Origin of the sequence: Vibrio sp. 10N.247.311.51 (assembly GCF_041467855.1) — a bacterium.
In the GTDB taxonomy this organism is placed as follows: domain Bacteria; phylum Pseudomonadota; class Gammaproteobacteria; order Enterobacterales; family Vibrionaceae; genus Vibrio; species Vibrio coralliirubri.
The window spans coordinates 1-1,113 of record NZ_JBFSVK010000080.1; the positions used below are offsets into that span (position 1 = coordinate 1).

Annotated in this window: 1 protein-coding gene; it reads right to left on the bottom strand. The window is 41.5% G+C overall.

Annotated elements, in window-relative coordinates; translation table 11 throughout:
* Positions 1-16: 16 nt before the first annotated feature.
* Positions 17-1,052 (bottom strand): IS630 family transposase gene (locus AB6E85_RS25840; RefSeq protein WP_372144827.1). Its coding sequence is split into 2 segments (ribosomal slippage): positions 17-592 and positions 594-1,052, totalling 1,035 coding nucleotides; the frame shifts between segments, so codons are not numbered across the junction.
* Between the last annotated feature and the right edge of the window lie 61 nt (positions 1,053-1,113).

Here is a 1,113-nt window from a genome sequence, read left to right on the forward strand (position 1 = left end):
ATACCAATCCGGAAAATTAACTGATCAGGTCAATCCAATCTCTTGTACACATTTTTGTGACGCGATCTTTGCACTCAAGAAATCCATTCCAGGCGCTACAGACCTTCGAAACAATATCGTTATAATCAATGAAGTTTTGGTTTGCTAGATAGTGTTGCCTTAACCAACTCCACACTTGCTCTATAGGGTTAAGCTCTGGTGAGTATGGCGGCAATTTGATAATACTGACATTATCAAATGGGTTAGCAATATCATCGGTATGCCATCCTGCGCCATCCATTATTACCACTGAATGACGGTCTTTTTCTGTGACTTTAGATATCTGCTCTAGATGGTTTATCATGATGTCTTTGTTAACCCAAGGGACGACCATTGCCTCACCAATCCCTCTCGATGGGCACACTGAGCCAAACAAATAAGCGTATTCAAATTGCTGCTGTTTTACTACGCGAGGTCTCGTTCCACGAGTAGCCCAAAGACGTGTTGTTGTGTTCTGCTGACCAAACCTAGCTTCGTCTTGAAACCAGACATCAACACTCTCTAGCCCAATATGGCCGGGGATCTTAAGGATCGTTTCGATTTGGAATTTTTTTAAAATCGTCTTGTATTTGCTGTGATTGTTTAGGGTGTTTGGAACGAGAAGTTATCCAAGAAAAACCCATGTGGTCGAGGAGATAATAGATGGAATTAGGGTGGTAGTGCTTGTCAAAGTGTTTAACGATGTAGTCATGTATATCGCTTCCAACAAGGCGGCCACCAGAAGGTGATTCAGCTTCTTTTTTTATGAAGGCACTGAGTTGAGCCCGCTGCTCATCGGTGAGGTATGCAGGCCTACCAGTCCGAGGTTTTTCTTGAAGTCCTTCTAGACCTTCTTTAAAAAAAATCCGAACCCATTTATTGACACTGGTTCGACTGACTTTGAGAGATTTTGCAATTTGTGTACGAGAGAGGCCGTCTTTAAAGTGTGCGAGCGCAAGTAAACGCATCTTCATCTGAATGGTTTTTTGCTGGCTCGCAAGCTTTTTGAAGTCAGTGTTATTAAGGCTATCCATGGCTAAATTTCACAATAATTCATCAATCTTAATTAGATCACATTTTTACTTTAATTGGTAT